Genomic DNA, 25,549 nt, shown 5'->3' with positions numbered 1-25,549 from the left:
CAAGTGGGTTAAGTGGTGATTAAATGTCGCTTCTGAGGAAATACTGTCACAAGCTGAAAGTCAGCTAAAAATTGTCTTACTTGTTCGTATGTTCCTTAATTACTATTAAGTTAATTTGTCCTTAAATTAACTTAAGGACAATATTCATATCTATCAAACACTTAAAAAATTCGCTCTATCTAACCTCTAAATTTATTGTCTATTTTTTCTTTTAAAGAAATGTACACCCGACTTTCATGAAAGCTTTAAACGACTTTCAAAAAAAATGTAAAAAAATATTAAAAAAAAATATTTGAGACTAATTTTTAAGATTATTCCCCCACTCCCCCAACGCTTTGCGCATCTGTTCTCTCGAATGGGTGTGCATGTAGCGTTTGTCCAGTCCGTCCCGTTCGTGGTTGAGTAGCATTTCCCCTATGACCCAGTCGATGCCCATATCTTGCCAGCTATCACGTGCGAGTTTGCGTATGTCGTGGCTGGTGAACTTGATACCCACGTCGTCGCTGAGGCTTTGATACCAACGCTCTATGGTGCGTGTGGTGATGGGTTTGATGCCTTTCACACTGAATATGTAGGTGCCTCGTTTGGGCAGGCTGTTGATCAGGTCCATGGCGTGTTGGGTGATGGGCAAGCGGTGCTCTTTGCCGTTTTTGGTATTCTCTGGCGGGATGTACCATTCCAGTTGGTTGGGTGAAAAGTGCTTCCATTCGGCAAGGCTGGTTTCGCCTTCTCGTGTGGCGTGGAGTAATTGGGTCATGAAGAAGACGCGGCGTTGCTTTGGTTGCTTATTGATGGCCGCTAGTAACGCGGGTAAATCGTGGGGCTTGAGTCGCCCTGGTTGGCTGTCGGGCTGGGAGGTGGTGAAACTGCTAAGCGTGATGTTTTTGGTGGGATTGCTGGCAATGAGGCCCAATTCATGGGCGCGAGTGAAGGCGGTTTTCAGGGTGCCAAGCACGCCTTTTATGGTAGATAGCGCGTAGTCGCTTTGCATAGGCATGTAGAGCTGCTTGTACAGTAAGGGCTTTTCTATGTCGTTGAGTCGCACTTTGTCGAGCTGGCTCAGTAAATGGTTGCCTATGTAGCTGGACGAGGTGGACACGTAATCCGCCGAGTAGGTTTTGTCGGCGTCGATGTGCTGCATGTACCAGATTAAGACCTCGCCGCCTGTTTGAAAGGCGGACACGGTGAGGCTGGCTTCCCGATCCGCCAAGGCGTTGGCACGTATAGCGGGGAGTTCGGCAAACAGGGTTTTGGCGGTGACGGCTGGCCATTTAGCAAGCTTGGTGCGCTGGCGCTTTTTGCCTTTGTAGACAACATCGTAAAAGGTGCCACCGGTTCGCGCCGCGTTGATGTGAAATTCAACACGGCGCGCATCGTAGAGGTAACGCTTGTCTGTTTTCAGGGCGGCTTTTATGGTGGTGTCGGTTATCTTGGTGGTGCCCTTGGTCATGCAATGGCCCTTAGCTGTTCCTCTGTCAGTCGTGCGGCCTGTTCGGTTTGCAGCTTGAGTAAGAAGCGTTTGCGCCCTTCTGCAATCTATTGGGGTCAGATGAAAAATGGTTTGCCTACCGTAAAAGAAAGCTGCGCTTTCACGGCAGATTACGCTTCGCTTATCGTGCCCTACATGCAGCGAGGGGCAAGGCAAGTTCGAGTCGGAAATCTATTAGGGGCAGATGAAGAATGGTTTTCACCCACAAAAGAAAGCTGCGCTTTCACGGCAGATTACGCTTCGCTTATAGTGCCCTACAAGTGATGTTGTTTATGTTCAGCAGTGAGGAAAGACGCAACAATGCATCAAAAGAGTTTTATAGAAACACAAAAAGATTAAATAAGTATTGAAGTATAAAAAAAGAGAATTTAGAACATTGGGGGAGATTAAGGTGGCATCTCTACCAGCCGCACCTCGGCACACAAGTCCACCGCTGTGGCTGCTTCCTTCCGGACCTGACCAGATTAACGGTTTATCGTTGCGAGGGGACCAGCAGAGACACCATAAAGGAGGCCTGTTGACCTTGGGGCGCAATTATACGCAGCCAATTCGAAATATCAACCGCCTTTCTTATGTATTTTCAAATACTTAAATCCAACTAACTATCTTACGCCCTCACCTACTCTTTTGCTTCTTAGTATCGCGCTATAACGCGGCTTCTATTTACGGTAAGATACGCACCATTAAGAATCATAGGAGTAGCGAGTTGAAGCTATTTGTTAAAAACCTAACCCATGTAGATTTTTCCTACTTTGATGCCACACGTGGTTTGTTGGGTGAAAGCTGGCAGACAGACATTGTTCTGACCGGCAAGTTAAACGATGAAAGCATGATTTGTGATTTCAGCATCGTTAAAAAACAAATCAAGAAATGGCTCGATGACCACATTGATCACATGCTGGCAATTCCTGCTGAGCACAGTGGATCAGCAGTCACACCATTAGCAAATGACCGCGTGTCATTTCATTTTGACCACAACAAAGAAATCTCTAGCGACAAGCGTGTATTTCAGTGTGATGCACCAACTCAAGCGATTTGTGTATTGCCAATGACAGAAATCACACCTGAAGCCGTGGCTAAATGGGTTGAATCACAAATTCTTAACCTGCTGCCTGCGGAATTAGAAGCAGTAAGCGTGCGCTTTTCACCAGAGCACATCACTGGCGCGCAGTATCAATACAGCCATGGTTTGAAAAAGCACGCAGGCAATTGCCAGCGTATTGCTCATGGCCATCGTTCTACGGTTGAGATTTACGCCGATGGCGCACGTAATGCAACAATCGAACACGATTGGGCAAGGCGTTGGGAAGACATCTATTTAGGTACACAAGAAGACTTAATAAGCCAAGCGACTGAAAACGGCGTGAGCTATCACTGCTTTAGCTACACCAGTCAGCAAGGCTTGTTTGAGCTAAAGATAGACAGCAATCAAGTCTACATGTTGGATTGTGATACGACAGTCGAATCCCTTTCCGCACACATTGCCGATGTATTAGCAGAAGAGAATCCAGGTGTGCACATTGAAGCCCACGGCTTTGAAGGCATTGGTAAAGGCGCGATTTCAGAAAAACTTAAGGCAAGAACATGAGCTTAAAAGAATACGAGAACCTCGCCAAAGGCGAAACACTCTCTTTAGACACTGTATTAGCTAACCTAAAAACAGACGAACATGGCTTGATCGCCGCTATCGCGCAACAGCACGATACAGGTGAAGTCTTGATGCTGGCGTACATGAACGAGAAATCCATTCGTGAAACCCTAGAAACAGGCCAAGTATGTTATTGGTCTCGCTCTCGTCAAACCTATTGGCGCAAAGGCGAAAGTTCAGGGCATCGTCAAACATTGGTGTCTATGTCATTTGATTGCGATGGTGATGCGATACTTATTCAAGTAGATCAAAAAGGCCCTGCTTGCCACACCAACCGTCGAGACTGCTTTTTCTTCACTGTCGAAGGAAATGAAGTGGTTGTAAAGTCCGCGCCACAATAGACTCTCCTCCCCACAATTTACGCACTATATTAGTGCGTAAATTCAAATTATTTCTGTACCTTTACTCCCATTTCACGCTATCTTAAGAGCTGGCCGCTTTTTTTGCACATTTCAGACAAGAAAAACGGGCTAATACATGACACAGAAATGACCCAATCTGTATCACCACCCCCCACTTTCTAGATTAGTACCTAAAACAGGACAAGTAAGTACCAATACATAGAAAGCTATAAGCAGACGTTATTTCTGTAAGGTAATGTAATTTAATTGGCATAACTATTGCTCAATTATTGTCATTCTCTTCCACTCTTAATATTGGATTCGCTATGTTAAAACTGTCCGTGCGCACAAAAATATTGTCGCTTATTGCCTTGTTTTCACTGGTTATTGTAGGAATTAGTATCAGCTCCGCTTTAACCAGTAAATCTGTCTCCTCCGAATTACAAAGCCTTTCCTCTCAAAGCCTCCTACTAGTTAAAAATTTAGAAAAGAGCCGTCAGCTTTTACTACAACAATCAGTTGAATTTGAACGAGGTTTTTTCCAAGTATCAATCGCCAAATCCATTGGTGGTTATGGCGTAGAGCAAGTTACCGAGTCGGCGAATAAATTCAAAACCTATACTGGCGAACTGCTCACCAGTATTGAAAATGTAAAAAGCATACTGGCCACTATGCCAGTCCACGATGGTCTAGAAGGTTTATTTGAACAAATCAGGGTATTAGAAGAACAGCAAGAAGTTTTCCTAGCATCCAGCACAGAGACCTACAATTGGTGGGAAAAACTTAATACACTAAAAGCCAACAAATTCCGTAAAGAAGCCGAAGAAAGCCTGATTACCGTTAATGCGCAGATGGAAGAAATCATTACTGCGATTAACGACTACAACGATACCGTTGCAAAAGCACAAAGCAGCAAGCTTGACCAAACTATTTATACCAGCGGTGTACTTGCTGCCATTCTTATCGCTATTGGCCTTATCGTCAGCATCATTATCGTTAACGGCATTTGTCGACCTCTTATCCGAGCCGTTCGCCGCGCTGAAGATATTGCAGCTGGCAACTTGGCTAAATCGCAAGTTACCAGCACACGTAAAGATGAAATTGGCCTATTAGAAACAGCAATGGATAAGCTTGTTATACAGCTCAGTAGCATCTTGCACGATGTGGCGGAATCCAGCTCCATGCTCACGAATGCTGCCAATGACCTGAATCGAATCACCGATGAGTCTTCCGATATGGTGGATCGCCAGCAAGAGGAAACCAACCTCGTCTCTCAGGCAATACAAGAACTTCAATCTACCGCGGTTCATGTTTCCGAAGCCACTACAGATGCGAGCCAGGCAGCACACGATGCCGAAAGCGCTGCGACTGAAGGCACAGCCATAGTAACAACAACCATTAAGAGTATAGAAGAGTTGGCCTCTGAAATTGCCAGTTCGGCCGATACCATTAATGAACTACAGTCTAATACCCAAGAAATCAGCACCATTCTGAATACCATCTTGGGCATTGCTGAGCAAACCAACCTACTCGCATTAAACGCGGCGATTGAAGCAGCACGAGCAGGTGAACAAGGACGAGGCTTTGCGGTGGTGGCCGATGAAGTGCGCCATCTTGCCCAGAACACTCAGAGCGCCACACAAGAAATTGAAAAAATGATTACTCTACTGCAAACTGGCACATCGTCTGCGGTAAAAGCCATGACATCCAGTCATCAGCGTTCAACTGATGCAGTGAACCAGGTGAAGCATGAGGAAAAATCGTTACAGAATATCAACCTTTCTGTTACCAAGATCCGCGATATGAATGACCGCATTTCGGCCACAGCAGAAGAGCAAGCTTCTGTTACCGCAGATGTCAGCCGCAACGTAGAGAACATTACTGAAATCGCCTCACGAACCACTACATCGATTCACTCGATTAGTAACTCAGCTGGGCAGCTAGCGTCGTTAGCAACACAGCTATCGGCAAAGATCAGTTATTTCAAAGTATAGATCCACAGTAGCGCGCTTTTAGATTAAGATAATTCGGGGAAGTAACTTACTTCCCCTTTTCATTCCCAGGAGAAAATCATGTGTCGTTGGATGGCGTATCAAGGTGATTCTGTTTATCTTGAATCGTTGCTTTTTAAGCAAGAGCACTCTTTAATTCATCAAAGTTTAAGTGCCAGAAAGTCGGAGGTCACAGTAAATGCTGACGGCTTTGGTCTTGGTTGGTACGATGAGCGAGAAGAGCCGGGCCTGTACCATGAAGTCTTACCTGCTTGGAGTGATAGCAATTTAAAAAGCCTAGCAAAACACATTAAAAGTGGTTTATTTTTCGCTCATGTGCGCTCGTCTACTGGCACAGAAACCAACCGTTCTAACTGCCATCCATTTAGTTACAAAAACTGGCTATTCATGCACAACGGACAAATTGGCGGCTATGAATCTTTGCGCTGGCAACTGGATCGTATGATTCCAGAGCACCTTTATAGCCATCGCCATGGAGCAACCGATTCAGAAGTGATTTTCTTATTGATGATTGCCAATGGCTTAGAGACGAATCCAGAGCATGCGATTGAGACAACCTTAGCGCAAATTCTCGACATGATGAAAGTAAAAAACATACAAGATCCGCTGCGTTTTACCGCTGTGCTTTCAGATGGCACAGAGATCACAGCCATTCGTTTTTCAAGTGATGAACAAGCCCCAAGCTTGTACTACAAGCAATTTGAAAAGCACATAGTCATTGGCTCAGAACCACTCGACTATTCTGGCGCCAGCTGGGTTCAAGTTCCTGCGGGACACATTGCCAAAATCAAAGATCAAGTCTACAAAATCCATCCCTTGTCTGAATTATTAAAAATGACCGCCTAGCGGTCATTTTTAATAATAGATTCCTCTTTAACCATTAAGCGCTAGATCTACGACCTGTTTCCTGAATTAAGCTTGTTCTTTTTCTCGATACGCATAAGTCGCATCAAAACGAGACTGAATCCAGTCGCCACTCAAGATCCCATCGTATTTCGCCGGTTTGTCAGCGGTCGCACAGCTAGGTACGCACTCAACATTCGTTTCGTAATCGGGTTCCACAAAGAATGGGAAAGAATAGCGATGTACATCTGGCAATGAAGCACGCACTCGATGCGCGGTGGAAACGTATTCGTCGTTAGTCCAACGCTGCATCAAATCGCCGATATTCACGACTAAGGCATTATCTATTGGCGTTGCATCCACCCATTCACCTTGGCGATTTTTCACCTGCAGGCCACCAATCTGATCTTGCAATAATAAGGTGACACAGCCGTAATCCGTATGCGCACCCGCACCATTGTCATGGTCGTTGGCTGGACGTGGCGGATAATGAATCATTCGCAAAACAGTCACGTGATCTTTAAAGCCGCGCGTAAAGAAGTCATCCTCTAAAGACAAGGCTTGCGCCATGGCAGTCAGTAGTTTTTGCGCTACTTGAAAAGCCTCTACATAGTATTCTTGCAGCACTTCAAGCGTAGTAGGATTGCTTGGGTTCTGATTAGGGCCGTACGCCGTCGGATATTTAATCACCAAAGGGTGATCTTTAGGAAAGTCCAACGCCATATCAAAGGTTTCTTTCCAGTCCCCTTGGTTCACTTCGTCGAGCTGCTCTTCACCAATATTGCCGTAACCACGATGGTTAATGCTGTTTTTTATGTCGATGGCGTTTTTTACGTCTTGCGGCTGATTGAAAAAACGCTTGGCTTCGCGCATCAGCGCGGCCATCAATTCTTTTGGGATGCCTGTGTTGGTTAGGTAAAAGAAACCAATTTCACGACATGCCTTATCTAAGGCTTTAATTTCGCTCTGACGAACAGATTCGTTCTCATCAATCAGTTTCGACAGATCAATTAACGGTATAGACATTAGGTGTTCCTTAAGCTCTGGAAGACAATTTTATAAGTTGTGTATGCTTGGGATTAAAGCGCTTTAGACCCATTTCACCAAAATCCACGAAAATCATTTGCTTGGCGTCTCGCTCTTGTCGGACAACAACGCCCTGACCAAATTGGTCGTGACGGACTTTGTCGCCGGGCTGTAATAGACTCTTACCTTCTACACGATGGCGAAAGGTTAAAGCAGGCGAAGGATCAACCGCATTTAAATAGCGCTGAAACACCGAACCTTTCTCCGTATCAATTTGCGTGCCAGTATTTTCACTGTACCAAGCTTCACAAATATGGCTCACCGCGTACGGCTGCGCTTCGAACACAAAACGCGACAAGGACAAGCTTTTCAACGCAGTACGGGGAATGTCACCCTGTTTCATACGTTTGTGCTCATCAGCACTTGGGGATTCGAGCAGGACTAACTTCTGTTTTGCCCGCGTAATGGCCACATAAAACAAACGTCGTTCCGATGCCATATCACTGGCGGCCTGCTTGTCTATGGCGCTCAAATCCTCGTCATAATACGGGAAGCGGCCTTCTTGTAAGCCAGACAATAGCACCTGATCGAACTCCAAGCCTTTCGACTTATGAATCGTCATCAAATGCACGCCGTGAACATCGTCCGTTTGCTTTTCATTCAGGGTGGCAAGTTGTTCCAAGATCGACTTGGCATCACCGCCTACGCCTCGCACATAGGCCATAAAGGCATCGCAGGTGGCGATCTTTTCTTGGGTCTGAATATCTTTGCTGCTGGTGCTTTCGAAATAACGATAAATGCCCAGTTTCTCCAAGGTATGCGCTAAGCCTTGCCCCGGATCGGTGCGATAAATGCCTAAGCTGCGCAACCAATCAGCACGTTCGTAGAGTTTTTTAGCACGCCAGCCATCCGTGGCATCAGCCACAGATTCGATAATCTGCGGCAACAAATGCGGAGACTGTTTCGCTTGTTGAATCAAGGTTTTGCGCTGCGCCATAGAACCACCAAGGCTCGGCACCGTCAGCAAGTATTCAATATCGTCAGGATGGAAGAAGGTGTTCGACGTTTCCAAACCACCAGCAATCACCGCCAGATACGCCATTAGCATGCGAATTTGGCGGTTTTCCAACAATGGCGAGTCACCATGTAATTGATACGGCACGCCCTTGTGCATCAAGGCTAGTTGCACTGGCACCATGTCACTGTACAAGCGCACCAATACCGCGGTATCGCTCAATGCACGACCTTCATCAACCCAAGATTTGAGCTCCCCCAACAACGCCTTACCCGTTTTCGGAGCGCGGGCAAAAGACACTCGCGTGCGCTCGCCAGCGCCAATCACCAAGGCATCAGGATCGTTTTCACTGATCACGCTCGACGCCATTAAACCGACGGCATGGCCAAAACGAAAACTGGTGCTCAACGGATAAGTCGCTACGTTTGAAAAGTCTTGATCAAACTGACTCGCCATAATCTCTGGACTAGCACCGCGCCATTCATAAATACACTGCTGAACATCGCCGACAATCATCCATTGGCAAGGCACTGGATAAAGCAGCTTGAGCAATTCGTATTGGCAAGGGTTAATGTCTTGAAACTCGTCAATTAGCAAGTAACGAAAATCCGGCACCAAACCACGCACTCTCACGCGTTCAGCTTCGTCTAATTCACTGATTAATTCATAAGGGTCGCTGAGTAAATCGGCAAAAAAGCGTATGTTATTACGCTTGCGCAGTTTTTCTAACTCATCATATAACGCTGGGAAAAACTTACGTTCGTTAGACCAGCCCAAAGCTTCAAAAACGATCTGCGCAGGTTGGTCAGAAGCTTTCACTTGATCGACAAACAACAAGACATCTTCTAGCCAATCTTTCTCGTCTAAAATAGCGATTTTCTCACCATTGCGAACCAAACGCTGTAACGCCTCGCGTAACATTTTTACCAAACTAAAATCGTCGGTAATTAACTTGGCACTCGCTAGCCAACCTTGCTGTTCTAAGCGGCGGCAAAACTTCATACCAAAGGCATGAAAGGTCATCACGCTTGGTGAACGCAAATGCCCAGCACTCATGAGTCGCTTGCTCAAACGCTCGGAAAATTCCTCTTGCGCGCTTTTGTTAAACATAAACACGCCAATGTGCGACGGATCCACACCCTGAGCCAACAGATGCTCGATACGAGAAATTAAGGTGGTGGTTTTACCCGCGCCCGCTACGGCGATGACTTTTGCTGGCAACGAAAGATCGTGATGAACAACGCTTTGCTGCTCATCGGTTAACGAGGACGTCACGTCAGTATTAGGTTGAGCTTGAATCAAAATAGTTTTGCCTTGTAAATCTTCAAAGCGCTAGTCTTCAAATAGATGGCCAATTTCACGAAACGCAAGGTGTTCTCTACCGGCGATCTTGGCAATAGATTCGCCACACACCACCAAACGTCGTTGTACTCGGGCGAAAAATACGCCATTGGTGCGTGAGATCAAAGGATAACTGGAGGTCTCAACGTCGTCGTCCATCAGGTTCACGACTTCACCAATCACCTCACCTTCTTCTACTGCGTCGCCAATGGCTTTGTGATAGCAGACAATGCCAGCACACGGCGCTTTGACTAAATCCATGGCATCCAATGGATAATATTCGACTTGGCTGTCATCAATCACAGGTGGTTTGCCTGCAATCACTTCTCGCAGCACAAGGTAATCGAACAAGGCTTGCGCATCTTGCTGAGCAAACTCATTGGATATATCGTTCTCGCCGCGTAATTCTACCGTTAAAGAGCGACTTCCCCAAGGAATCAAATGGGCATAATGGGCTTTTAAATCCCGCCACACGCTGACATTGGTTTCGTCAAACGAGGCGGCACCGGTTTCCAGTTCAGACAAACCGACTTTTGCCCCGAGTAACGCTAACAAGGGTGTAAAATGACTTTCGAATTCTTGCGCCACATAGGCGTGCATGCTGGCTTCGCCCGAACAATGTAAATCGAGCACTTCGTCTGCGTCCATAGACAGAGCCAACAAGGTTTTCTTCATACCTTGAAGTTCGGTGGTTTCTGGCAACAGTACCAGCTCGTCGTGAATTGCTTGGCGAACTAATTCGATATTACTTTGAATATCGCCGGTCACATCGCCCTTAATGCGTTTTTCTACTTTCGCGCCTAACTGGGGCCAGTTGCGGTTAAAATTGCCGCCGCCATCAGAAAAGGCAAAGCGTCCAGGAATATAACCATGAAAGTTCTGCGCCAAACCTATCGGGTTCGCCACAGGTACAATCACTATTTCCCCTTGAATCAAGCCTTCTTCATCGGCTTTCTTCAATTTTCTTAGCAAGGTGTTAAGTACCAAAAAGCCCGGCCATTCATCCGCATGCAGCCCCGCCTGAAAATAGACTTTAGGTCGCGCACCCGCTTCACCAAAGTGATGGGCTTTTAACACACGTTGAGTTCCCGGTGTCGCGCTAGGCAATACATGAGAGTAAATTTGGTAAGACATAACACCTCGAAAAAAGCAGTAAAACAGTCAAGCAATTTGAGCATGCAACATGGTACGCTAAAACCGATTCTTAATAAAAAACAATTCCTTAAATATAAAAGTTGTAAGAAACAAAGATCTATTTACGTCTAAGCTTTCGTACAGATTAAAAACATCAGGAGAAAGGAATGAAAAAATCGTTACTCGCAGCCTCCATCGCTGCCACGTTTGCGTTTACCAGCTTATCCACCCAAGCCAGCACAACAGAGACTTGGCAAGACACGCTACAACATGCCAAAGGACAAACCGTGTATTTCAATGCTTGGGGCGGTGCTGACAATATTAACGATTACATTCAATGGGCCGCCGACCGTATTAAAGAAGAATACGATGTGACGCTAAAACAAGTGAAACTGACCGATACTTCTGATGCGGTCAATCGTGTCTTAGCTGAAAAAGCCGCAGGCAAAAACACTAATGGTTCAATCGACCTCATCTGGTTAAATGGCGAAAATTTCCGTGCCATGAAAGACAACAATCTATTATTTGGCCCGTTCAGCCAGTCACTGCCAAACTACATCACTTATGTGGACGAAAACGCACGCCAAAGCTTAACGCAAGATTTCGGTACGCCCGTTGATGGCATGGAATCCCCTTGGGGCATGGCGCAAGTCATCTTTATGCACGACACCGCGACCTTGAGCAACCCACCCAAATCCATTGTCGATTTGCTCACTTACGCGAAAGCCAACCCAGGACGAATCACCTACCCAGAGCCACCGCAATTCCTTGGTTCAACCTTTTTAAAGCAAGCCTTGTACGAATTAACACCTTATCGCAAAGCGCTTTCACAACCTGCAGACAGTGTGGATTTCGATAAAATCACCGCACCTTTGTGGGCCTACTTAGATCAGCTTCATAAAGTCGCATGGCGCAATGGTCAAACCTTTCCATCTAGCTCAGAAGAAATGATGCGTTTGCTCGATGACCAAGAAATCGATGTTGCATTAAGCTTCGACATTTCCGCTGCATCGGTTCAGATCGACAAAGGCAATTTGCCAGACACAGTCCGCTCTTACGTTTTCACCAACGGCACCATTGGTAATACGCACTTTCTAGCGATTCCCTACAACAGCAGCGCAACAGCAGGCGCACAAGTGGTTGCCAACTTTATGCTGTCACCTGAAGCACAAATTAAAAAACAAACGCCGACCATTTGGGGCGACTTAAGTGTTTTATCTTACGCAAAATTGCCTGCGTCTGAACAAACCAAATTCGATGCCTTGCCACGTGGCATCGCCACATTAAGCATTGAAGAGCTAGGACAAACGCTACCGGAACCACACAGTAGTTGGGTGGGAGCGTTAGAGAGTGAGTGGCGTAAGCGTTACGCACAATAAGGTTTAAAGATACGGTGTAATTCCCGCGATGGAGACCATCGCAACACCCCCTCCCAGCCTCCCCCTTAGCAGGGGGAGGAGCAGACTGGTTTAATTCCCTCCCCTTGTGTCTTTAAAGGGGAGGATTAGGGTAGGGGTTTAGCGACAAGCTCAAACGCGGGAATGACAAACATTAGTAGCTAGGATTATTAGCCCCAAATATATTAAGAAGTAAGATGCCGTTAAAACACGCGAAATGGATCACTGGGATAATTAGTCTGTTATTGGTATTTGCCATTGGTTTGATCGGCACCTTGCTTCCTGCGTTTGCGTATTTTCCTCCCCTTGGTGAATACGACCTTTCTCTCTCTCCTTGGCGTGACTTGTTTACCCAAGGGGAATTTTACGCCAGTTTAAAACTCACTCTCATAACGGGAATTGCCGCGCCTCTGCTCGCCCTTTGGTTCGCTCTGTCGCTGTTGGCTTGGGGTTATCAACGACCATTTTTCCGTAAAGTCGAAGCACTGTTATCACCGATTCTGGCGATTCCTCACGCGGCCATTGCCATTGGCTTGTTGTTTCTATTGAGTCCATCTGGTTGGTTAGTTCGGTTGTTTAGTCCATGGTTGACAGGGTTTGACCGACCGCCTAACTGGATTACTGTACAAGATCCTTATGGCGTTTCCCTGATTCTCGCCCTTGTGATAAAAGAAATGCCCTACCTGCTGTTTGTTATGCTCGCCACCATGAAAAGCATAAAGGCGCGGGAAAGCTTACAAGTGGGCCAAGCACTTGGTTACAGCCGTTTCACCTTATGGCGCAAGGTGTTAATCCCTCAACTCTATCCGATCATTCGCCTGCCTATTTTTATCGTCATTGCTTTTAGTTTGACGGTGGTGGATTTAGCTTTGGTGATTGGCCCCAATACACCGTCAACACTGGCAGTCACTTTATTGCGCTGGTTTAACGACCCAGATTTATCCATGCGATTAATGGCCAGCGCGGGCGCAGTCACTCTTATGCTCGTCATTGTTGTTGTATTGGCTGGCTGGGAACTCTCGCACTTGTTGTTTAGCCGCTTAACTCGTGCTGAACGCAGCAATGGCAAGCGCTTTGGCTTAACCGACAGCGTACTCAGATTAGGTGTCGTTTTGGGTTTGCTCGCCTTATTGAATGCCTTTGTGGCTCTGGCTTTGCTACCTATTTGGTCACTGACTCGACGCTGGCGTTTCCCTGATGCGCTACCGAGCCAATGGACGTGGGACAATATCGAACGCGCCACACCGCTACTGATGGAACTCACCTCAAATACGCTAACCATTGCCTTAGTGGCAACTCTCATGGCGTGCGCGATTAGCCTTGTGATGCTGGAAACCAAACGTCACAACATGACAGCTTCAAACTCAAGTAAACCGCATGTATTCGATTGGCTGATTTATGTACCTATTCTTTTACCCCAAATTGGATTTCTATTTGGTTTGCATGTGTTGCTGATTTATTTGAACCTCAATGGCGACTTGTGCGCCATTATTGCCCTGCACCTAATGTATGTTTTGCCTTATGTATATCTAACGTTAAAAGGCCCCTATTTGGCCTACGAAGAAGAATACTTACTGCAAGCTAATCGACTCAATCATCGCCCTTGGCGTAATTACGTCTTAGTGAAAATCGCCATGTTAAAACCAGCAATATTGACGGCTTTTGCGATTGGTTTTTCCGTCAGCATCGCTCAGTATTTACCGACCCTTATCGCCGGTGAAGGCCGTTACAGCACGTTAACGACAGAAGCCGTGGCGCAAGCCGCATCAGGCGACAGAAAACAAGTAGGCAGCATGGCAATGCTGCAAGCTTTCTTTCCCATCATGGTATTTTGGCTCGCACAATTCATCCCACCACGTTGGACTAGGTGGCGACTGGTATTAAAAAATTTGTTTAGCAGAAGGAATACAGAGTGCTCAGTGTAAATGCGTTTTCTTTGACATTGGATGGCAAGACACTTATCAAAGATTTGAGCTTTGAGATCGCCGATGGTCAAGTCTTATCCATTATGGGGCCAAGCGGCATCGGCAAATCCAGCTTACTGCATTTTCTCAGCGGCTCTTTATCACCTAACTTAACCACTACTGGCGAAGCTTTTTTAAACAACCAAGCCTTGCACACAAAGTCTACCCAAGAACGAAAAGTCGGCTTGTTACAACAAATGCCTTTGTTGTTCCCTCACATGAGCATCATAGAAAATCTACTCTTTGCCATCCCTGCCGACATCAAAAAATCTGCACGAATCGACATGGCGCAAAACGCCTTGGAAAAACTCGGCATTCCCGACAAAGCCAACGCCCTACCAAAAGATCTTTCCGGTGGACAACAAGCCCGCGCTGCCCTGCTTCGCACACTGCTTTCCCAACCCGACTTCCTACTGCTCGACGAACCCTTCAGCAAACTCGACCCAGCTCTAAGACGCGACGTTCGAACCTTTGTGCTCAGCGAAATACAAAAAGCCAATATCCCCGCGCTCCTTGTCACACATGATCCTGAAGATGCCAAAGCCATGGAAGGAGACTGCTTGGAGTTGGGAGTAAAAAGCCCTTTTGAATAAAACAAAAACGCAGATAAACTGTTAGCAGATACAAAAATCAACAGGATGATTAACAATGAGCAAAGTCGTCGAAACGGAACTTCCTAAAAACAGCCTTCTTACCGATCGTATCAATAAATCGGATTTCATAGACAGCTACGCTGTTCAATCCAATTTATCACCTCGCGAAGCAGCTGAAATTATTACCGACTTTCCCGGATGGGCGCGTTTTCTAGTAAGCATACGAAACTCTGTTGTTTCAAAATTTGGTCTATTGAACGATGGACCAGAAGCAGCAGACAAGGTTGGCTTTTTCCCCGTTGAATCAGAGAATGATCAAGAATTGATCGCAGGGTTTAACGACAAACATTTGGATTTTAGGGTGTCTGTTATCGCTCAAGACGGGCGAGTATTTTTATCGACTTGGGTTCATCCCCATAATATTGGCGGAAAACTTTACCTTAAAACTATTCTACCTTTTCATGTGTTAATTGTTCGTAATGCATTGTCTCGCGTTCAGTCGTTAAGCCTGTCTAGCAACACTTAACCTTACAAAGCTTTCCCTATTCAAGTTCATAAACTGGCCATAGTCTCTTATTGTGCACATTAACGTTATGATATAACATCTCTTTTTTCGTTACCCTAGATTGACAGTATCGATGCAAATGACGAACACCGCATTGAGTAAAATTACAATTTCCAAGGAGAGAACTGAATGATCAAACGCCTTAGCAGTGTTAGCCTTCTCGCACTGAGCATTAGCTCCACTGCGATTGCAAGCGAGACCCACGATGACAGCATGACTCGTTATCGTGTATTTATTGGTGATCACGCTAAACCACAAGTCACCGCTTTTGATTTAGATAATCCAAGTAAGCGTTGGACATTTAATACTGCAGGACAAAGCAAGCTTTACTCTGTTTCCAATAACGGTCTAATTGTTGCTGTTCAGTCTGATAATGATCAGGTGAACTTTATTCAATCTGGCTTTCATTTCCATGATCACGGTGCTCACACTGATATAGAAATCAACGATCCTGTTGTACTAAAAAAAGCGCTCCAGGGCCCTCGTCCATTTCATCTAGTTGAGCACGATGGTCTTGTGTCCATCAACTTTGATAAAGGTGGGTACGCTGATGTATTGGACAGCCATGAACTGACAGAGGGTCATATTGAGGTAACGCGTGTTCAACAAAATCATGCTCATCATGGTTTTGTGACCTCTTGGAAGGATAACTGGCTTTCTAGTGTTGCATCGAACGAAGCAGAAGAAGGTCATGCCCCACCACGTATAGGCTTACAAGCAATCAAGACAGACGGAACAACCGTAGGTGAACTGCAAACTTGCACAGGATTACATGGAGAAGCCTTCTCTGGCACTTACCTGACAGTCGGTTGTAAAGAAGGAGTTTTAGCCGCAAAAGCAGGTAAAAACGGTACAGAATACAAAATGCTTCCTTATCCTGCAGACTTTCCAAAAGGGGAAGCGACAGGCACCTTACTAGGCTCTAAATCCTTTCAGATATTCCTTGGCAACTATGGCAAAAAAGGCTTAGCCATTATAGATCCAACAGAAGCACCTTACATGCAGCTTGTGGAGCTGCCATTCCGCCGTGTGGACTTCATTTTAGATCCAGTTAAGCTTCAGAATGCCTACGTTCTAACCGAAAATGGTGAAATCCACCGTATTAACTTATTAAGTGGTGAAATCGAAAAAAGCACTCGCGTAACCGCGCCATACAGTATGGACGGGCACTGGAATGACCCAAGACCTCGCTTAGCCATGGCTGGTGATAATATTGTTATAACTGACCCAAATGCTGGCCTGATACGCCTCATTAATGCAAAGGACTTCTCTGAGTCAAAGAGCATTAAAATTGATGGCATTCCTTATAATATTGTCATTGCTGGCGGTAGCGGTATTAGCCACTAATTTTCCCTCAGCTTTAGTTAGAGTGATAGTACCCCAAAACCACTTTATGCAATGTAAGGTGGTTTTGTTGTTTTAAATTGCTCAAAAATATTGCAGGATTTAAAAACTGTAATTTCAATTCGTTCAGACCAATAATTACCAAGTAAGAAAACGAATATGCCAGAACTCAAAGCTGAAAGCCGATGACACAGGCAACTATGATTTGTTTGTTAAACATTACGAAGATCAAGATCTGGTCGATTTCTCTCCAGAGCGTTTTGAGCAAGACATCAAACAAATGCAAGCCAGAAATGGAAAAAAATATGGGCTACGAGCGCTGACAGACACTCTTAGCTTACGGCCAATCCGAAAAGTCAGGTGTATTTTCATCACTTTCAATGACACCTTTCTCTGTGTGATTACGCTTAAATTGACTGGGTGAAATGCCTGTTTCCTTTTTAAAAAAATGACTAAACTGGCTGCCATCACTGTAGCCTAGGTCATTGGCAATAGCTTGTATGGATCCTGCGGACTTTTTAAGTCTCGATGTGGCTTCTATCAGCACTCTGCTATTTATCAGCTGCAAGGGCGACTTTTTTAAGTTGCGTTGACAGATTGCGTGTAATCGGTCATAGGTCATAATCAGTTCCTCGCAATAATAAGAAACTGGCCTTCTATTCCGGTATTCAACCTCCACAAGCTGACGAAACTGTTGAAGCACGAGTTCATCAGGGGAATGCGTTAGTCGAATAGATTCGATGTTGCTAAGGCGATAAATACCGATAAGCAAAACACGAATAATGGAGCAAATTACTGTACGCGAGCGCTTATTGGTAGTGGATATTTCGGCCTTTAATAACTTCATAAGAGGTAAAAACTCTTCGTCTATGTCTTGTTTTGAACTCGATGTAATGGTGAATTGTCGCATCAATGTTTCAAGTTTGGCACTGTCTAAGTCAGACCCTGTCACCAAAGAACTAAGCTCATCTCGATAACCTAACAACCAAACCTGACTACCTGCAGGCACTAATACCTTGGCTTGTTTTTTGTGAGGAATACAGAAAATAGAAGACTCTGTAACCTGATACATTTCCTCCATCGAGACAGTCGCATCGCCACGCTGAATGATGCCGATTAAATTGAAATCAAAAAAGTTGTCATTGCCCGTGCTAAATATTCGAGATTGCAAACCGGGTTGAATAGACTCAAACCGCACCATCGAGCCAATGATATTTGTCAGCATCGTTTTTCCTCAAGAAACCATCAAATAAACCAGAATTTAACAAGATTAAGCCATAATTTAACATGTTTATAGAAAATATAGCTGTTAGTCTTTTAACCGTTACTCATCGACCGATAAAAAATCTAATAACGGCAAGGTGTAATTTTGAACATTATGTACCGAGATGTAGATCCATCTATCATACCCGAAGTGAACTTGTTCATTGGCGGCCAATACACACCAGCAGCGGCTGGCGGCTATTTTGAAAGATTAGACCCGAGCACTAATTTGGTCGCTTCTCGCGCGGCATCTGGTCGCGTAGAAGATGCAGAGCACATGACTGCGCTCGCAGCCGCTAATTTTTCAAAATGGTCTACGACCCACGTTTCCGAACGAGCTAAAATTCTACGCCGTGCAAAACAGCTCATGCCTAAGTACAGAGATCGTTTTGCTCAGTTGATGCTTACGGAAATTGGCGCGGTGAATGACTGGGTTGATTTCAATATCAATGTCGCTGGTGAAGCCATAGAAGCTGCAGTTGCTTTGGCACTTAAACACCCTTCGTCCCTTGCCGAGAATGAAACATCCGATTCCTATATTGTCCGCCAGCCAGTTGGCGTATGCCTTGCCATTGCGCCTTGGAATGCACCTATTGTGTTGGCCATGCGCTCCGTCGTCTTCCCATTGGCTTTTGGCAACAGCGTTATTCTTAAAGCGTCTGAACTCTCGCCAGCCACACATTCTCTAATAGCGGAAGTACTACACGAAGCAGGCGTTCCAAAAGGCGTAATTTCTGTCATGACGAATGCACCAGAACATGCTGAAGAAGTCATCGCTAGCTTCATTGCGAACCCGTCAATACGACGGGTTAATTTCACTGGCTCGACACGTGTTGGGAAGATTATTGCGAGTCTTTCGGCGCAACATCTCAAGCGCTGTCTTTTGGAGTTAGGCGGTAAATCTCCATTAATTGTTTTAAAAGACGCTGATTTACAGCTGGCCGCACGTGAAGCGGTTTACGGCGCTTTTTTAAATCAAGGCCAAATCTGTATGGCGACGGATCGAATTATTGTTGAGCAAGTTATTGCAGACGAGTTTATTGGCATACTAAAAGAGATGGTTGCTGACCTGGTATCAGGAGACCCTCGTCGAAAAGGCGTTAAACTCGGGCCCGTAGCAAGTCCTTCCATCGCTTCACGGTTATCCGCACTTATTGAAGATGCTCTCGATAAGGGGGCAACGCTTATATCAGGTACACAGCGCAGAGGCCAATTTATTGATGCGACTTTGCTAGACCACATTACTCCCATGATGCGAATTTACTCGGAAGAATGCTTTGGCCCAATTGCCGGAATTTATCGTGTAGATTCACCAGAAGAAGCTATTACCGTCGCCAATAATTGCGAATATGGACTTGCCTCTGCCATTTTTACCCGAGATATCCCACTCGCCAGAAGAATGGCTTGTCTGCTTGAATCCGGTGCCTGCCATATCAATTCCGCCACCGTAAAAGATGACCCAGCGATGCCTTTTGGCGGATTAAAAGCCAGTGGCTATGGACGATTTGGTAGCGACGCTTGCGTGGACGAATTCACCGAAGTGAGCTGGATTACTGTCTCACCGACCTAGCTTCCAATCCTTATCACTTAACCCACGATAATGAAAAGAGGCTCTTATGGCATCAACAAGATCAACAAGATCAACAAGATCAACAAGATCAACAAGATCAACAAAAATAATTAAGCATTAAAATTATAAAAAGGAGAAACGTTATGACTGTTTTATTAAGCATTGGCGGTAATGACCTAACAGCCAGTAGCCGCAAAGAATATAACCGTTTAGATCCCGTTACAGGGCAAGTTGCCTCTACCTCAGCGGCAGCCACGCTTGACGATGTAAACGCAGCCACTAAAGCTGCTGCACTTGCCTTCCCGGCTTGGGCACAATCAGGCCCAGCCGAACGCCGCAATTTGCTCAATAAAGCGGCCGATATTATGGAAACGAAGCAAGACGAATTTATTGCTGCCATGATAGCCGAGACTGGGGCCACAGGTCCTTGGGCTGGCTTTAACGTTATGCTAGCCGCCGGACATATTCGTGAAGCGGCAGCATTAACTACACAAATGGGTGGCGAAGTGATCCCATCAAACAAACCGGGAACCTTGGCCATGTCGGTTAATAAACCCAAAGGCGTTTGTTTGGCTATGGCTCCATGGAATGCGCCTATTATCTTAGGCTCTAGGGCCATTGCGACACCTTTAGCATGCGGCAATACCGTGATATTAAAAAGTTCCGAATTTTGCCCTCTAACCCATCGTTTAATCATCGACTGTTTTTTAGAAGCAGGATTCCCAGCAGGCGTTGTGAACCTAATTTCGAATGACCCAAGCGATGCCCCAAGCATAGTAAAAGCCCTAATCGAAGCGCCAGAAGTACGTCACGTTAACTTTACAGGCTCTAGCCCTGTTGGACGTATCATCGGACGTATTGCGGGTGAAAACCTGAAGCCAGCCCTACTCGAACTCGGCGGAAAAGCACCGCTCATAGTCCTGTCTGATGCCGATATAGAAGGTGCTGTGAACGCGGCTATCTTTGGCGCATTCATGAACCAAGGGCAAATTTGTATGTCCACCGAGCGCGTTATTGTAGATGAAGCCATTGCAGACGATTTTGTAACGAAACTAGTAGCTCGTGCTTCAGCATTACCATGGGGAAATCCTCGTGATGCAGTCGTTCTAGGCTCACTCGTTAACCCAGAAGTCTCCGATAAAATGCACGATTTAATCGATGATGCGGTAGCAAAAGGCGCCAAACTGGCATGTGGAGGCGAAAACAATGGCGCTATCTTCTCTGCCACTCTGTTAGATGGCGTTAATGACACCATGCGCATTTACACTGAAGAAAGTTTCGGGCCTGTAAAATCTATTATTCGCGTCAATAGCGATGAAGAAGCTATCGAGGTCGCCAATGACAGCGAGTACGGATTATCCGCTGCTGTCTTTTCACAAGACATCAATCGAGCACTTGCCTGCGCCAATGCCATTAGAAGCGGAATTTGCCATATTAATGGGCCAACCGTAGGTGATGAGCCTCAAATGCCATTCGGAGGGGTTGGTGATTCTGGTTATGGTCGCTTCGGTGGCAAAGCTGGCATTGCTGAATTTACTGATTCACGCTGGATAACAATCGAAGATCCAAAGCAGCACTACCCTATCTAAAGGGTCTTCAAGCTCATTAAGGTGCTCAATGCCAGTCTATTACTATATGGTCTGGCATTTTTTATGACTGCTCAGTTGAGGTTTAGTAGACTTATTCATACCTCCCTTAATTCCACCCCCTCTACTTTTTATAAATCGACTTAATGTGTATTAAGTTATGTGCGCTTTTATTTACCTGTGTGAATCACAGAGCTAATAACTCCAAAATCTCTTTTTCGAAAGAATTAGGCTCAACACAAAACAGCCTACTATAATTAGATCTCTAACTTTTACCAATTTAAAGGTTACATAACTAATCATTAGAGATGACACCTATTTAAAATTTATATTTTCTACTCTAAACGCCTATTTTTAGGGCGATTACGCGCATTTTTAGAGCACGAAAATAAGCTTATTTAATTGATAAAAATGTGAATTTTAGTTTTTTTTAATATTTTTTACACTTTCATCTATGTGTTTGTTTTGAGCGCTTTTTTTGTTTTTTTCTTCTTATATTCCCTTCCTTATCTACTTTTATTTAACAATTTTTCTATTTTTCGGCCTTGCAAGTCACAAATTATTTAATTACTACTGTATGAAGTTTTCGAATTAAACAAAGTTTAAAAATCTTTTCAGGGAGGCGTTTATGCAGAAATTATGGCAAGACAATATCATCTTCGCTGAAAAATTGCGGAAGCAGTTGCACGCTCACCCCGAGCTTAGCTGGCAAGAAAAAAACACCGCGTCATTGGTACGAAACCAACTCGATGAATTAGACATTCCATGGCGTGCTTGTGCCGATACGGGAACGGTAGCTTGGCTCAATGAAGAAGCCAAAGGTACTGCGATTGCGTTACGAGGCGACATGGATGCCTTACCTATAGACGAACAAACAGGTAAGGAATGGCAGTCGGTAAATCATGGCTGTATGCACGCCTGCGGTCACGATGGCCATACCGCAACCTTGCTCGCAACGGCTCGCTGGTTAAAACAGTTTGAAAAAGAATTGCCTCAGCCTGTGGTATTAATCTTTCAGCCAGCCGAAGAAGGTTTTCATGGCGCTCGTGAAATGATCAAAGATGGCGCGTTGGAAAATGTCGGTGAGATTTACGGGTGGCATAACTGGCCAGCTTTGCCTTATGGCACGATTGCTTGCCCAGACAACATTGTCATGTGTGGTAATGGCACTTTCAGCATGGAATTCAAAGGTCGCGGCGGACACGCTAGCCAACCAGAGCTGTGCGCTGATCCATTGCTGGCTGCAAGCGCAGTTAATGTTGCTTTGCAGCAAATTGTCAGCCGGCGTATTGCGCCGCAAGCAACTGCAGTGATCAGTGTCACGCAAATACACGGTGGAACTGCGCCAACGGTAATCCCAGAAGAAGCGACACTAAGTGGCAGCATTCGCGTTCCAGACGAAGCGACACGAAGGTTAATTAATAAACACATTACCGATGTCGCTACGCAAACGGCAGCAGCTTATGGCGTGGAATGCATTGTCGAACATGATATGCGCTACCAAGCGACCATTAACCATAAAGCCCAAGCGACTTATGGTCGCGAGGTATGGCAATCACTTTATGGCGAGCAAACACTTAATCATGGACAAGCCTTGCCTATCATGGCGTCGGAAGATTTTAGCTATTACTTACAAGCTATTCCCGGTGCGTTTGCTCTGATTGGTAGCGATGATGGCGAAGGCCATAACGTGTCTTGCCACAGCCCACATTACGATTTCAATGATCGCTTGATTGCAGATGTCTGCCGTTGGTTTTGCCAACTTGCCGGCCTTACCGATCAATCACTACCAAAACACTCAATACCCAAGCAATAAAATCCAAAAACCCGAACCAAAGGTCATAGATATAAGACCTTTTGAGGAGACGTTATGACTATTTTCGAACAACGAGAATCCAATATTCGAGCTTACGCTCGCACGTACCCAACGGTTTTTGTTACGGCAAAAAACGCTCGCCAGATTGACGAAAACGGCAAGGAATACATCGATTTCTTCGCCGGCGCTGGGGTACTTAATTTTGGTCACAACAACCCACACATGAAAGACGCCATGATTGACTACATGCAAAAAGATGGCGTGCTGCACAGCTTGGATATGCAAACCCAGGCAAAAGCCCAATTTATGCAGAAGTTTACCGACGTCATTCTTAAGCCAAGAAACATGCCGCATTGCATGCAGTTCATGGGACCAACAGGCACCAACGCCGTCGAAGCTGCCATGAAGTTAGCTCGTAAAGCCACAGGCCGCCACGATATCGTCGCTTTTAGCCAAGGCTTTCACGGCATGACACTGGGTGCTTTGGCGGCAACAGCAAATGAATATTTCCGTCAGGCTTCCGGTGTGCCTTTGCTGCATGTCAGCCATGAATTATTCGATCAAGAACACGATCAAGAAACGTCACTTGCGGCGTTAGACACATTAGCGAGCCAATACCGCGACCCATCCAGTGGTATTAAACCACCAGCGGCCTTCATGGTAGAAACGATTCAAGCGGAAGGCGGTGTGAATGTCGCTTGTAAAGAATGGATGCAAAAACTGGAAAAACTCGCCAAAGAATTTGGCTCAGTGCTGATCGTTGATGACATTCAAGTAGGTTGTGGACGCACTGGCTCATACTTCAGTTTTGATGATATGGGCATCAGCCCAGACATTATTACCTTGGCCAAAGGTATTGGCGGCGCGGGGACTCCAATGGCAATGAACTTAGTACACCCTGATTTGGATAAACATTGGTCGCCAGGCGAACACACTGGCACCTTCCGCGGGCAAAACTTGTCCTTTGTAGCGGGTGAAGTCGCATTGAGCTACTTTGAAGACGATACACTGATGAAAGAAGTCGTCGATAAAGTCAAAACCGTTCGTAGCGCACTAGAACCCTTAGTAAGCGAAAACAGCGCCAAAGAACTGCGCGGCAAAGGCCTGATTCTAGGTTTGGATATGGGCAGCGGCGAAGTTGCAGCAAAAGTCGTACAGCGTTGCTTCCAAAAAGGCTTGATGCTAGGCGCGTGTGGCAGTGGCGGTCGCGTCTTGAAGATTATCCCACCATTAACTATCCCTGACGCGGACTTAATAGAAGGCTTGGATATTTTAAAAGACGCCGTACGTTTTGTAATGGAGGAAGCCGCATGATTGAACGTGATGATATGACCTTTACCTTTGCTGAATATCAGCGCCGACTAGGTGAATTACGCGCTCGCATTGCTGAGCGCCGCTTGGATGCAATTGTGATCACAGACCCTGAGAACATCGCGTATTTAACGGATTATCAGACTACTGGCTACTCCTTCTTTCAGGCGTTAGTGATTCCGCTCGAAAAAGAGCCTTTCATGATCACCCGAGCGTTGGAAGAATCTAATATATTTGCTCGCACATGGGTTGAACTCACTCGACCTTATCCAGATACAGGCGATGCAATTCAAATGCTAGTGGATGCGCTGCGAGAATTTGGTTTGGCAGACAAACGCATTGGTTATGAACGCAATAGCTACTTCTTCCCAGCTTACCAGCAAGATTGCATTCACACGACATTGAAAAACGCCAAGTTAATGGACTGTTTCGGCATCGTCGAAGAAGGCCGAATCTGTAAGTCTCAAGAAGAAATCATGGTAATGCGCCGTGCTGCATTGGCGACAGAAGCCGGTATGAAAGCCGGTATTGAGATCTGTCGCCCAGGCATTACGGAAAACGAAATTGGTGCAGAAATCGCGGCGGCCATGTTCCGTGCGGGTGGTGAAACGCCTGCAGTCATGCCCTACGTGACTTCTGGGCCAAGAAGCATGATAGGTCATGCTACTTTCGAAGGTCGAACGGTTCAACCGAATGAACACGTCTTTTTGGAAGTCGGTGGCTGTTATCGTCGTTATCACACCGCCATGATGCGTACTGTGATTCTTGGCGAATTATCCGATGCCATGTATCAATCCCAAGAAATCATGAAGCGCGCGCTCAATGAAATTCATCGCGTGGTGCAGCCGGGCATGACAGTGTCGGACGTGGATAATATGGTGCGAAACATTATTATGGACAACCAAGTCGGTGCCAGTTTAATCACGCGTTCTGGCTACTCCATCGGCATCGCCTTCCCACCAAGCTGGGATGAAGGCTACATCATCAGCTTGAAACAAGGTAATTCTGCGGTGCTAAAACCAGGTATGACTTTCCATATGATTCCATGGATGTGGGGCATTGAAGGCGATAAAACCTGTGGCATTTCCGATACCATCGAAATTACCGAAGATGGCTGTCGCTCTTTCTTTAGCATGGATCGTGACTTTACGGTGAAATCCGAATCCGGCATAGCCGTGCCTCAGGAAAACAAAGCGATCGACCTGTCCAGCACCTTGCCGACAAAAGAGGAAGTCAAAAAGTCCAAATCGAACACCAAGCAAACCGAGAAAGCGGCGAGCTAATTAGGAGG

20 protein-coding genes and 1 other RNA gene are annotated in these 25,549 nt (G+C 45.7%); 15 read left to right on the top strand and 6 right to left on the bottom strand.

All coding sequences use genetic code 11. The features are described 5' to 3' along the window. Positions 1 to 298: 298 nt before the first annotated feature. On the bottom strand, positions 299 to 1,450 hold the full coding sequence (locus tag DFP77_RS16870; protein ID WP_114413394.1) for a tyrosine-type recombinase/integrase: 1,152 nt from the start codon (positions 1,448 to 1,450) through the stop codon (positions 299 to 301). A 3-nt stretch (positions 1,451 to 1,453) separates the two neighbouring features. Here DFP77_RS16870 and DFP77_RS19580 point away from each other — a divergent pair, with 3 nt between their 5' ends. Further along, positions 1,454 to 1,753, top strand: a complete 300-nt coding sequence (locus DFP77_RS19580; RefSeq protein ID WP_181858585.1) for a hypothetical protein — start codon at positions 1,454 to 1,456, stop codon at positions 1,751 to 1,753. A 134-nt stretch (positions 1,754 to 1,887) separates the two neighbouring features. Here the strand turns inward: DFP77_RS19580 and ffs are convergent. Continuing rightward, positions 1,888 to 1,984, bottom strand: an RNA gene (gene ffs, locus DFP77_RS16860) — signal recognition particle sRNA small type. A 211-nt stretch (positions 1,985 to 2,195) separates the two neighbouring features. Between ffs and DFP77_RS16855 the strand changes: the two genes are divergently transcribed. The 4 genes from DFP77_RS16855 to DFP77_RS16840 all read left to right on the top strand — a co-directional run bounded on the left by DFP77_RS16855 (position 2,196) and on the right by DFP77_RS16840 (position 6,336). Next, complete coding sequence (locus tag DFP77_RS16855; RefSeq protein WP_114413392.1) at positions 2,196 to 3,077, top strand: 6-carboxytetrahydropterin synthase; 882 nt, start codon at positions 2,196 to 2,198, stop codon at positions 3,075 to 3,077. After that, positions 3,074 to 3,478 (top strand): phosphoribosyl-AMP cyclohydrolase, encoded by a 405-nt coding sequence (gene hisI / locus DFP77_RS16850; RefSeq protein ID WP_114413391.1) that lies wholly within the window; start codon positions 3,074 to 3,076, stop codon positions 3,476 to 3,478. The genes DFP77_RS16855 and hisI overlap by 4 nt, the downstream gene beginning before the upstream one ends. 326 nt (positions 3,479 to 3,804) lie before the next feature. Next, on the top strand, positions 3,805 to 5,472 hold the full coding sequence (locus DFP77_RS16845) for a methyl-accepting chemotaxis protein (RefSeq protein ID WP_114413390.1): 1,668 nt from the start codon (positions 3,805 to 3,807) through the stop codon (positions 5,470 to 5,472). A gap of 78 nt (positions 5,473 to 5,550) precedes the next feature. After that, complete coding sequence (locus tag DFP77_RS16840; RefSeq protein WP_114413389.1) at positions 5,551 to 6,336, top strand: class II glutamine amidotransferase; 786 nt, start codon at positions 5,551 to 5,553, stop codon at positions 6,334 to 6,336. Between the two features lie 66 nt (positions 6,337 to 6,402). On the opposite strand, the gene DFP77_RS16835 is transcribed toward DFP77_RS16840, so the two are convergent. From DFP77_RS16835 to DFP77_RS16825, 3 genes are read right to left on the bottom strand one after another with little or no spacing between them, the layout of a single operon-like run. Next, the gene (locus DFP77_RS16835) at positions 6,403 to 7,359 is read right to left on the bottom strand and encodes an isopenicillin N synthase family dioxygenase (RefSeq protein WP_114413388.1); all 957 of its coding nucleotides are present in this window, start codon (positions 7,357 to 7,359) and stop codon (positions 6,403 to 6,405) included. A gap of 10 nt (positions 7,360 to 7,369) precedes the next feature. Then, positions 7,370 to 9,676, bottom strand: coding sequence for an ATP-dependent helicase (locus DFP77_RS16830; RefSeq protein WP_258861201.1), 2,307 nt, complete (start codon positions 9,674 to 9,676; stop codon positions 7,370 to 7,372). A 30-nt stretch (positions 9,677 to 9,706) separates the two neighbouring features. Continuing rightward, positions 9,707 to 10,849: a succinylglutamate desuccinylase/aspartoacylase family protein gene (locus DFP77_RS16825; protein ID WP_114413387.1), complete on the bottom strand. Its 1,143-nt coding sequence runs from the start codon at positions 10,847 to 10,849 to the stop codon at positions 9,707 to 9,709. Positions 10,850 to 11,016: 167 nt separating this feature from the next. Between DFP77_RS16825 and DFP77_RS16820 the strand changes: the two genes are divergently transcribed. The 5 genes from DFP77_RS16820 to DFP77_RS16800 all read left to right on the top strand — a co-directional run bounded on the left by DFP77_RS16820 (position 11,017) and on the right by DFP77_RS16800 (position 16,715). Next, positions 11,017 to 12,228 carry an ABC transporter substrate-binding protein gene (locus tag DFP77_RS16820; protein WP_114413386.1) on the top strand — a complete coding sequence of 404 codons (1,212 nt, stop codon included), beginning with the start codon at positions 11,017 to 11,019 and terminating at the stop codon, positions 12,226 to 12,228. 215 nt (positions 12,229 to 12,443) lie between these two features. Further along, a complete protein-coding gene (locus tag DFP77_RS16815; RefSeq protein WP_114413385.1) occupies positions 12,444 to 14,171 on the top strand; it encodes an ABC transporter permease in 1,728 nt (575 codons plus the stop codon). Continuing rightward, on the top strand, positions 14,159 to 14,803 hold the full coding sequence (locus tag DFP77_RS16810; RefSeq protein WP_114413384.1) for an ATP-binding cassette domain-containing protein: 645 nt from the start codon (positions 14,159 to 14,161) through the stop codon (positions 14,801 to 14,803). The genes DFP77_RS16815 and DFP77_RS16810 overlap by 13 nt, the downstream gene beginning before the upstream one ends. Positions 14,804 to 14,858: 55 nt before the next feature. Next, positions 14,859 to 15,329, top strand: coding sequence for a DUF2867 domain-containing protein (locus tag DFP77_RS16805; protein ID WP_114413383.1), 471 nt, complete (start codon positions 14,859 to 14,861; stop codon positions 15,327 to 15,329). A 168-nt stretch (positions 15,330 to 15,497) separates the two neighbouring features. After that, on the top strand, positions 15,498 to 16,715 hold the full coding sequence (locus DFP77_RS16800; protein WP_114413382.1) for a metallochaperone AztD: 1,218 nt from the start codon (positions 15,498 to 15,500) through the stop codon (positions 16,713 to 16,715). Between the two features lie 334 nt (positions 16,716 to 17,049). Here DFP77_RS16800 and DFP77_RS16795 read toward each other — a convergent pair whose 3' ends face one another. Next, entirely contained in the window at positions 17,050 to 17,937 is an 888-nt protein-coding gene (locus tag DFP77_RS16795) for a helix-turn-helix domain-containing protein (protein ID WP_114413381.1), read from the bottom strand. A gap of 153 nt (positions 17,938 to 18,090) precedes the next feature. Between DFP77_RS16795 and DFP77_RS16790 the strand changes: the two genes are divergently transcribed. The 5 genes from DFP77_RS16790 to doeA all read left to right on the top strand — a co-directional run bounded on the left by DFP77_RS16790 (position 18,091) and on the right by doeA (position 25,541). Next, on the top strand, positions 18,091 to 19,545 hold the full coding sequence (locus DFP77_RS16790) for an aldehyde dehydrogenase (protein ID WP_114413380.1): 1,455 nt from the start codon (positions 18,091 to 18,093) through the stop codon (positions 19,543 to 19,545). A 143-nt stretch (positions 19,546 to 19,688) separates the two neighbouring features. After that, complete coding sequence (locus DFP77_RS16785; protein ID WP_114413379.1) at positions 19,689 to 21,134, top strand: aldehyde dehydrogenase; 1,446 nt, start codon at positions 19,689 to 19,691, stop codon at positions 21,132 to 21,134. A 625-nt stretch (positions 21,135 to 21,759) separates the two neighbouring features. Then, positions 21,760 to 22,947 (top strand): N(2)-acetyl-L-2,4-diaminobutanoate deacetylase DoeB2, encoded by a 1,188-nt coding sequence (doeB2, locus tag DFP77_RS16780; RefSeq protein WP_114413378.1) that lies wholly within the window; start codon positions 21,760 to 21,762, stop codon positions 22,945 to 22,947. A gap of 54 nt (positions 22,948 to 23,001) precedes the next feature. Next, entirely contained in the window at positions 23,002 to 24,261 is a 1,260-nt protein-coding gene (locus DFP77_RS16775) for an aspartate aminotransferase family protein (protein ID WP_114413377.1), read from the top strand. Then, positions 24,258 to 25,541 (top strand): ectoine hydrolase, encoded by a 1,284-nt coding sequence (gene doeA / locus DFP77_RS16770; protein ID WP_114413376.1) that lies wholly within the window; start codon positions 24,258 to 24,260, stop codon positions 25,539 to 25,541. Before DFP77_RS16775 ends, doeA begins: the two co-directional genes overlap by 4 nt. The last annotated feature ends 8 nt before the right edge of the window (positions 25,542 to 25,549 follow it).

It is taken from the genome of Marinomonas foliarum, assembly GCF_003337275.1.
GTDB lineage: Bacteria > Pseudomonadota > Gammaproteobacteria > Pseudomonadales > Marinomonadaceae > Marinomonas > Marinomonas foliarum.
Note: the sequence above shows the minus strand (reverse complement) of the source record. Positions and strands in the feature narration are given on the sequence as shown.

Bases quoted from the DNA above. Each gene is read 5' to 3' on its own strand.
- DFP77_RS16820 (WP_114413386.1), top strand. From the start codon at position 11,017: ATGAAAAAATCGTTACTCGCAGCCTCCATCGCTGCCACGTTTGCGTTT.
- DFP77_RS16825 (WP_114413387.1), bottom strand. From the start codon at position 10,849: ATGTCTTACCAAATTTACTCTCATGTATTGCCTAGCGCGACACCGGGA.
- DFP77_RS16845 (WP_114413390.1), top strand. From the start codon at position 3,805: ATGTTAAAACTGTCCGTGCGCACAAAAATATTGTCGCTTATTGCCTTG.
- DFP77_RS16805 (WP_114413383.1), top strand. From the start codon at position 14,859: ATGAGCAAAGTCGTCGAAACGGAACTTCCTAAAAACAGCCTTCTTACC.
- DFP77_RS19580 (WP_181858585.1), top strand. From the start codon at position 1,454: ATGGCCCTTAGCTGTTCCTCTGTCAGTCGTGCGGCCTGTTCGGTTTGC.
- DFP77_RS16815 (WP_114413385.1), top strand. From the start codon at position 12,444: ATGCCGTTAAAACACGCGAAATGGATCACTGGGATAATTAGTCTGTTA.
- doeB2 (WP_114413378.1), top strand. From the start codon at position 21,760: ATGCAGAAATTATGGCAAGACAATATCATCTTCGCTGAAAAATTGCGG.
- DFP77_RS16775 (WP_114413377.1), top strand. From the start codon at position 23,002: ATGACTATTTTCGAACAACGAGAATCCAATATTCGAGCTTACGCTCGC.
- hisI (WP_114413391.1), top strand. From the start codon at position 3,074: ATGAGCTTAAAAGAATACGAGAACCTCGCCAAAGGCGAAACACTCTCT.
- DFP77_RS16790 (WP_114413380.1), top strand. From the start codon at position 18,091: ATGTACCGAGATGTAGATCCATCTATCATACCCGAAGTGAACTTGTTC.
- DFP77_RS16835 (WP_114413388.1), bottom strand. From the start codon at position 7,359: ATGTCTATACCGTTAATTGATCTGTCGAAACTGATTGATGAGAACGAA.
- doeA (WP_114413376.1), top strand. From the start codon at position 24,258: ATGATTGAACGTGATGATATGACCTTTACCTTTGCTGAATATCAGCGC.
- DFP77_RS16785 (WP_114413379.1), top strand. From the start codon at position 19,689: ATGACTGTTTTATTAAGCATTGGCGGTAATGACCTAACAGCCAGTAGC.
- DFP77_RS16840 (WP_114413389.1), top strand. From the start codon at position 5,551: ATGTGTCGTTGGATGGCGTATCAAGGTGATTCTGTTTATCTTGAATCG.
- DFP77_RS16795 (WP_114413381.1), bottom strand. From the start codon at position 17,937: ATGCTGACAAATATCATTGGCTCGATGGTGCGGTTTGAGTCTATTCAA.
- DFP77_RS16800 (WP_114413382.1), top strand. From the start codon at position 15,498: ATGATCAAACGCCTTAGCAGTGTTAGCCTTCTCGCACTGAGCATTAGC.
- DFP77_RS16870 (WP_114413394.1), bottom strand. From the start codon at position 1,450: ATGACCAAGGGCACCACCAAGATAACCGACACCACCATAAAAGCCGCC.